At 52.8% G+C, this 5,940-nt stretch carries 7 protein-coding genes; all 7 read left to right on the top strand.

The features are described 5' to 3' along the window. The coding region (locus tag WB402_RS15465) for a hypothetical protein (RefSeq protein WP_424209444.1) at nt 1-588 on the top strand (588 nt) is incomplete at its 5' end. Between the two features lie 52 nt (nt 589-640). Beyond that, complete coding sequence (locus tag WB402_RS15460) at nt 641-1,705, top strand: GumC family protein (RefSeq protein ID WP_424209443.1); 1,065 nt, start codon at nt 641-643, stop codon at nt 1,703-1,705. A 168-nt stretch (nt 1,706-1,873) separates the two neighbouring features. After that, nucleotides 1,874-2,260: a hypothetical protein gene (locus tag WB402_RS15455; RefSeq protein WP_424209441.1), complete on the top strand. Its 387-nt coding sequence runs from the start codon at nt 1,874-1,876 to the stop codon at nt 2,258-2,260. Between the two features lie 80 nt (nt 2,261-2,340). Then, nucleotides 2,341-3,171 carry a CpsD/CapB family tyrosine-protein kinase gene (locus tag WB402_RS15450; protein WP_424209439.1) on the top strand — a complete coding sequence of 277 codons (831 nt, stop codon included), beginning with the start codon at nt 2,341-2,343 and terminating at the stop codon, nt 3,169-3,171. A gap of 88 nt (nt 3,172-3,259) precedes the next feature. Continuing rightward, a complete protein-coding gene (locus tag WB402_RS15445) occupies nt 3,260-4,159 on the top strand; it encodes an ExeA family protein (RefSeq protein ID WP_424209437.1) in 900 nt (299 codons plus the stop codon). A gap of 385 nt (nt 4,160-4,544) precedes the next feature. Further along, on the top strand, nt 4,545-5,318 hold the full coding sequence (gene rfbF, locus WB402_RS15440; RefSeq protein ID WP_424209435.1) for a glucose-1-phosphate cytidylyltransferase: 774 nt from the start codon (nt 4,545-4,547) through the stop codon (nt 5,316-5,318). A 10-nt stretch (nt 5,319-5,328) separates the two neighbouring features. Then, the coding region (locus WB402_RS15435) for an NAD(P)/FAD-dependent oxidoreductase (RefSeq protein ID WP_424209433.1) at nt 5,329-5,940 on the top strand (612 nt) is incomplete at its 3' end.

The following is a 5,940-nucleotide window of genomic DNA, read 5'->3' as shown; positions in this document are numbered from 1 at the left end:
TCAGATCAGGACAATCTGAATCTAGTTGTCAATCGAATTGCTTACCGACCTGCTCGGGCGGGCTACGAGTCTGATACGACACAATTGTTGGCGGGTGTTTCACATGCTTACTCGGAAACCTCGAGCGGCAGATTTCTGGTCGGGCCCGGCAAAATCACGCAAACAACCACGACAGCCACCGAAGACACCAGTGGCTTGGTGCTGGAGGCGGGGATAGTACAGCATTCCGAGTTGACCACGTTTGACGGTGTTATCAGTCGGGACGTACAGCCGAGCGGCATCGGTCAGTCGGTGCTCAGCAATCAGTTGCGAATGTATCTGACCAGAAGAATCTCTCCAATGCTCACGGTCGTGGTCCGCGCGAATTTTCTGCGCAATAAAGTAATCGAAGGATCCAATCCCGACGTCGACCGGCGTTTATATGAACTTATCCCCGGATTGAGCTGGCAATGGAGGCCCGAATGGGCGATCAGTGCAGAATACACATATCAGAACCAGAAGTATGATGCCTTTCCAGATACGGCCGAGCGTAATGTGCTGTTCATCGGCACAACGTATACTTGGCCCCGGCACGTCACATCTCGCTGAGCCGTCAACATGTTTATGAACACTGAGAGCAGAAGGATAGAGGTATAGACATATGGTCGACGCTAACGCACAACATCTGAGCGACTACCTTGCTATTTTGCGGCGGCGAAAAAAGCAGATACTACGCACGGCAGTGATAGTATTTCTGGGAAGCGCCATCCTCGCCTTTGTTATTCCGCCTGTGTATCGCTCCACGGCGACCATCTTGATTGAGCAGCAGGAAGTTCCACGCGAATTGGCTCAATCCACCGTAACCGGTTATGCCAATCAGCGACTCCAGATCGTTCAGAAGCGGGTCTTGACTGATGAAAACTTGCTCAAGATCGCTAAAAAGAGTCAGTTTTATCCACAAGAGCGGAAATCGGATTCGGCAGACAAGGAGACCATTGCGAAAATGCGCAAAGGCATTAAGGTCGAGACGGTCAGCGCCAACGTGACCGATCCGCGTAGCGGCGCGTCTCTGATGGCCACCATCGCTTTCACGCTGTCATTCGACGCCGGTGAGCCTGACATTGCACAGAAAGTTGCCGATGAGTTAACAAATCTGATGCTAAATGAAAATATTGTTATCCGGACGCAGCAGGCAGAAAGGACATCCGGTTTCTTTTCCGATGAGGAAGATAAATTGCGCCAGCACCTTTCGGATCTCGAGACACAACTCGCGGGATATAAAAAAAGAAATACCGGACGCCTGCCAGAATTAATGGGCCTGAATATGTCGCTTATGGAGCGCACGCAAAAAGAAATGGAAGATCTGGACCGTCAGATAACCACCCTGGAAGAGCGCAGGCTCGAACTCCAAGGGCAACTCGCCACGGTGGAACCCTATACCGGACAGGGCCCCGGCGGACGGCTACGGGAAGTGCAGGCTCAATATCTGAGTGCCGCGGCGGTTTATGCGCCTAATCACCCGGACGTGGTTAAACTGCGGCGTGAGCTCGAAATGCTGCGAAAAGAAACCGGCACTGTTGACGAACGAGAATCGCTTGACCGGGAATACAAGAAAGCTCGCGCCGAATTGGCGTCGGCCCGTGAGAAGTACGCGGAGAATCATCCTGATGTGACCAGATTGAAACAACAGTTGGCAACACTCGAGGACAAACTCAAGGCGTCATGAACGTCGACGTCGACGGGCCTTGCATTAAAGCCGGATAACCCTGCTTACATATCCATTCAGACCCAGATTGCGACGATCAGTATCAGTCTCAATGCCGCGAGCGAGCAGCGCGCGCGGGCAAAGCAGAAACTAGCCGAGTACGAGGGACGTCTGATTCAAACACCCGGGGTGGAACAGGAGGGGCTGGGGCTCAAGCGCGATTACGACAGTACGCTTAAGAAATACAACGAGATTAAGGAACACCTCATGGGCGCCAATATTGCTGTGGAAATGGAAAAAGAACAGAAAGGCGAGCGTTTTTCGTTATTGGAAGCACCAACAATGCCCGCAAGCCCACAGATGCCCAACCGGCGCGCGTTCCTCTTGCTCGGGATAGTCCTGGGGTTCGGAAGTGGTATTGGCTACGCCAGTATCGCCGAATACATGGACCGTACGATCAGAGGGTCCAGGGCCATTGTTTCCGTGTTGCGCATCCCGCCGTTGGCTGTGATCCCGCATATTCCGCTCGGGGGCCCTGTGGCGGAAAGCCAACGCTTGATTCCAGGGGCGCGGTAGCGGTTTTTTATTGATCTGGGTCAAGGTGCTGTAGGTATGATAGACTTCGAATTCCTGAGTATGAAATTTAGGGCAGTACCATGTTGATAAAAAAAGAGAACTGGGAGACCACGGATCCCTATACGAGGGCGATTGAACGGGTGCGGCAAGACCAGGGGCAGGACATGGCTGTCGAGGGGCGCCGTGCCCTGGTACCCACGGATATTGTCTACACGCAGACCCGTCAGGTCGATCTCTATCCGGGCTGGTTGAAGCAGCATCGAATTATCTCCGGTGATTCCCAGGACGAGGTGGCCAGAGCCTACAAGGTGCTTCGGACCCAGGTATCTCAACGTATGCGCCAGCACGGCTGGAGAACGTTGGGAGTGTCCAGCCCGCGGCAGGGCGAAGGCAAAACCCTGACGGCAATCAATCTCAGCATCAGTCTGGCCCTGGAGCGCAACCAGAGCGTGTTGCTGGTGGATGCCAACCTGGGTCAGCCGAGCATTCATTCCTATCTTGGCATCGATGTCGAGCAGGGGTTGCGGGAGCACCTGCTTGACGGAACACCGGTGCAGAAGATCCTCGTGAATCCCCGTATACCCGGGCTCGTGATTCTGCCTGGCAGCGTGCCCCTTAACAGCTCGTCTGAAACGCTGACATCCCGACCGATGTTGCAACTGGTGCAGGAGTTGAAACGACGCTATCCCATGCGCTGGGTGATATTCGATTTACCCCCGGTGCTTGTTTCCGACGAGGTCCTGGCTATTGCCCCGTATATCGATGCGATGCTGCTCGTGGTTGAAGAAGGAAAGACGATGCGACCTGAGCTGGCCCGGGCCGCTGAATTGGTGCAGGCTTCTAACAAGAACCTGATAGGAACCGTATTAAATAATTCGGGTGAGAGAAACTCTGTATATGGAATGTATTGAGATCTCTGGCGAAATAAACCGACCAAGATAACCAGCTGAGTAACGTCGCCAGGATCCGGCGCCGTGAATGCGTATCTGAGAGCTCAACATGTACAAGTCATATTACGGATTTAAAGAAAAGCCGTTCTCATTACTCCCTGATCCGGCGTTTCTTTTCTATAGCGTGAAACACCGCAGGGCGCTCGCCATGCTGCGGTACGGGCTGATGAATCAGGCCGGTTTCACTGTGATCACGGGCGAGATCGGCTCGGGAAAGACCACCTTGATTCGCCAGTTGCTTAATGAGATTGAAATCGATCAAAGTGCAACGGTAGGGATCGTTTCCAATACACACCGAACCTTCGGTGAATTGCTGGAATGGGTCTTGTTGGCTTTTAAGCTGGAATACCGCGGCAAGAAAAAAGTAGAGCTGTATCAGACGCTGGCGGAATTTATCGCCAAGGAATACAGCCAGGACCGGCGTACGGTGCTTATCATCGATGAAGCACAGAACCTGGATGTGGAGGCCCTCGAAGAACTCAGGATGCTTTCAAACATCAACGCCAATAAGGATCAGCTTCTGCAGTTGATACTCGTCGGCCAACCCTCCTTGCGGGAGATACTTCGCCTTCCCGAACTGCATCAGTTTGCCCAGCGCATCGCCGTCGCCTTCAATCTGAAGACGCTGAGTCTCGAAGAAACCTGGCAATACATCCGGCATCGTATAGAAGCGGCCGGGGGTGACCCCAATCTGTTCGATACCAAGGCATGTGCCGCCGTCTATTATTACACGAGCGGGACACCACGCCTGATCAATGTGCTGTGTGACACCGCGCTCGTATACGGATATGGGGAACAAAAGCAGAGAATCGATGTGGACATTATCTGCGAGGTGGTGCGGGAGAAGGTGAAAGAAGGAATCTTGCCAGTCAGAGACGACAAACTTATCAATGAAACAGGGGTCGTGCGTGACTTCAGTGCCGCCATGAAGGAGTCCAAGGAGAGCTGAGCATGTGACGGCCTGCCACGGTGGGAGTGCAGTTCCCGAGGCAGTAAAGAGTGAGAACGCACATCGCATTTACCTTCTGGTATCGATGCCTATCCAAATTCCGACCGTCGGCCCGAAGTCCAGTTACGTTTTTTGGTGAGAAATCGTGTACGCCTTGCATTCCAAATACAATCCCCTGGATCCAGATGTGTCGGGTCGAATATTTACCTATGTCGGCCAGCGACTCTGCCGGACACCTTTCCCTGTGGGATATCAATATTGCCTATTTGTGCCGAACTTAAACTGTAAATGTAACGTTCCGACCGCACGGCGTTCTGAGGGTGGGCAGAAAAAATTGATGACGGCAGCTACCACCAAGCTGGTTCTGCATTTTGGAGGATGATCAATGAAAGCGGTGATTCTGGCAGGGGGTTACGGGACCCGCGTTAGCGAGGAAAGTGGCGTCAGACCCAAGCCGATGATGGAAATCGGCAGTAAGCCTATCCTGTGGCATATCATGAAAATTTATTCGGCCCATGGGATTAACGATTTTATCATCTGTTGCGGATACAAAAGCCATGTAATCAAGGAATATTTTTCCAATTATTACCTGAATACATCCGATGTCACGATTGACATGGTTAATAATCGAATGGAAGTTCATAAGAACAACGTCGAGCCTTGGAAGGTCACGTTGGTGGATACGGGCGAGGCAACCATGACAGGCGGGCGCCTCAAGCGGGTTAAGAACTACATCAATAACGAAACATTCTGCTTGACTTATGGAGATGGCGTTAGCAACGTAAATATACGAGAGCTGATTGACTTCCACCGCGACCAAAAAACATTGGCCACCCTGACCGCCGCGCAGCCTCCAGGCAGATTTGGCGCATTCAGCCTGGGGCATGACGAGCACAAAATCGCCTCTTTTAAGGAAAAGCCGGATGGCGACAATGCCTGGGTCAACAGCGGGTTCTTTGTGCTGGAGCCCCAGGTCATGGATTACATTGCGGGCGACGCAACGGTATGGGAACGGGAGCCGATGGAGCGGCTCGCGCAGGAGGGGCAGCTGTCAGCATACAAGCATCACGGCTTCTGGCAACCCATGGACACCCTGCGTGACAAGTATGTTTTGGAGGATCACTGGAACAGCAAAAACCCGCCTTGGAAGATCTGGTAAGCATACTGACATGGTTTCAGATTTTCTGGTTATTGGTGGCGGCATTATTGGAATTTGCGTTGCCCGGGAGCTGAAACGGCGATATGCCGATGCCGAGGTCACGCTGATCGAAAAAGAAAAATCGTGCGCGCAACATGCCAGCGGGCGCAACAGCGGTGTGTTGCACGCGGGTTTTTATTACACGGCGGACAGTCTCAAGGCCAGGTTCACGCGAGATGGCAACGCGCAACTGTCTGAATATTGTGAGACGCGACACATCCTTATGAATAAATGCGGGAAGCTTGTCGTTGCCCAGAACGAGGCGGATCATGCCTTGCTGGATGAGTTGCTCCGGCGCGGTCGAAGCAATGGCGTGAAGCTGGAAGAAGTTGATGAAGATGCGATGAGAGAAATTGAACCCAGGGCTTTGACGTATGGGCGTGCGATTTTTTCACCCACGACGTCCTCCGTGAACCCCGAGGTTGTGGTTCGCAGTATGGAAAAAGAGGCCAAGCATGAGGGCGTTTCCATTCACTACGGTGTCAGTTATCTCGATCGTAACGAACAGGGAATCCGGACCTCTGCGGGTACCTACAGCGCCGGATATGTCGTGAACGCGGCAGGTCTCTATGCCGATCATATC

The sequence above is a fragment of the Sulfuricaulis sp. genome, from assembly GCF_049587675.1.
Lineage (GTDB): Bacteria > Pseudomonadota > Gammaproteobacteria > Acidiferrobacterales > Sulfurifustaceae > Sulfuricaulis.
This window is presented reverse-complemented; position numbering and strand designations above follow the sequence as displayed.

What these genes read in the sequence shown, in the direction of transcription:
- WB402_RS15445 (WP_424209437.1), top strand. Translation starts at nt 3,260, where the DNA reads ATGTACAAGTCATATTACGGATTTAAAGAAAAGCCGTTCTCATTACTC.
- rfbF (WP_424209435.1), top strand. Translation starts at nt 4,545, where the DNA reads ATGAAAGCGGTGATTCTGGCAGGGGGTTACGGGACCCGCGTTAGCGAG.
- WB402_RS15460 (WP_424209443.1), top strand. Translation starts at nt 641, where the DNA reads ATGGTCGACGCTAACGCACAACATCTGAGCGACTACCTTGCTATTTTG.
- WB402_RS15450 (WP_424209439.1), top strand. Translation starts at nt 2,341, where the DNA reads ATGTTGATAAAAAAAGAGAACTGGGAGACCACGGATCCCTATACGAGG.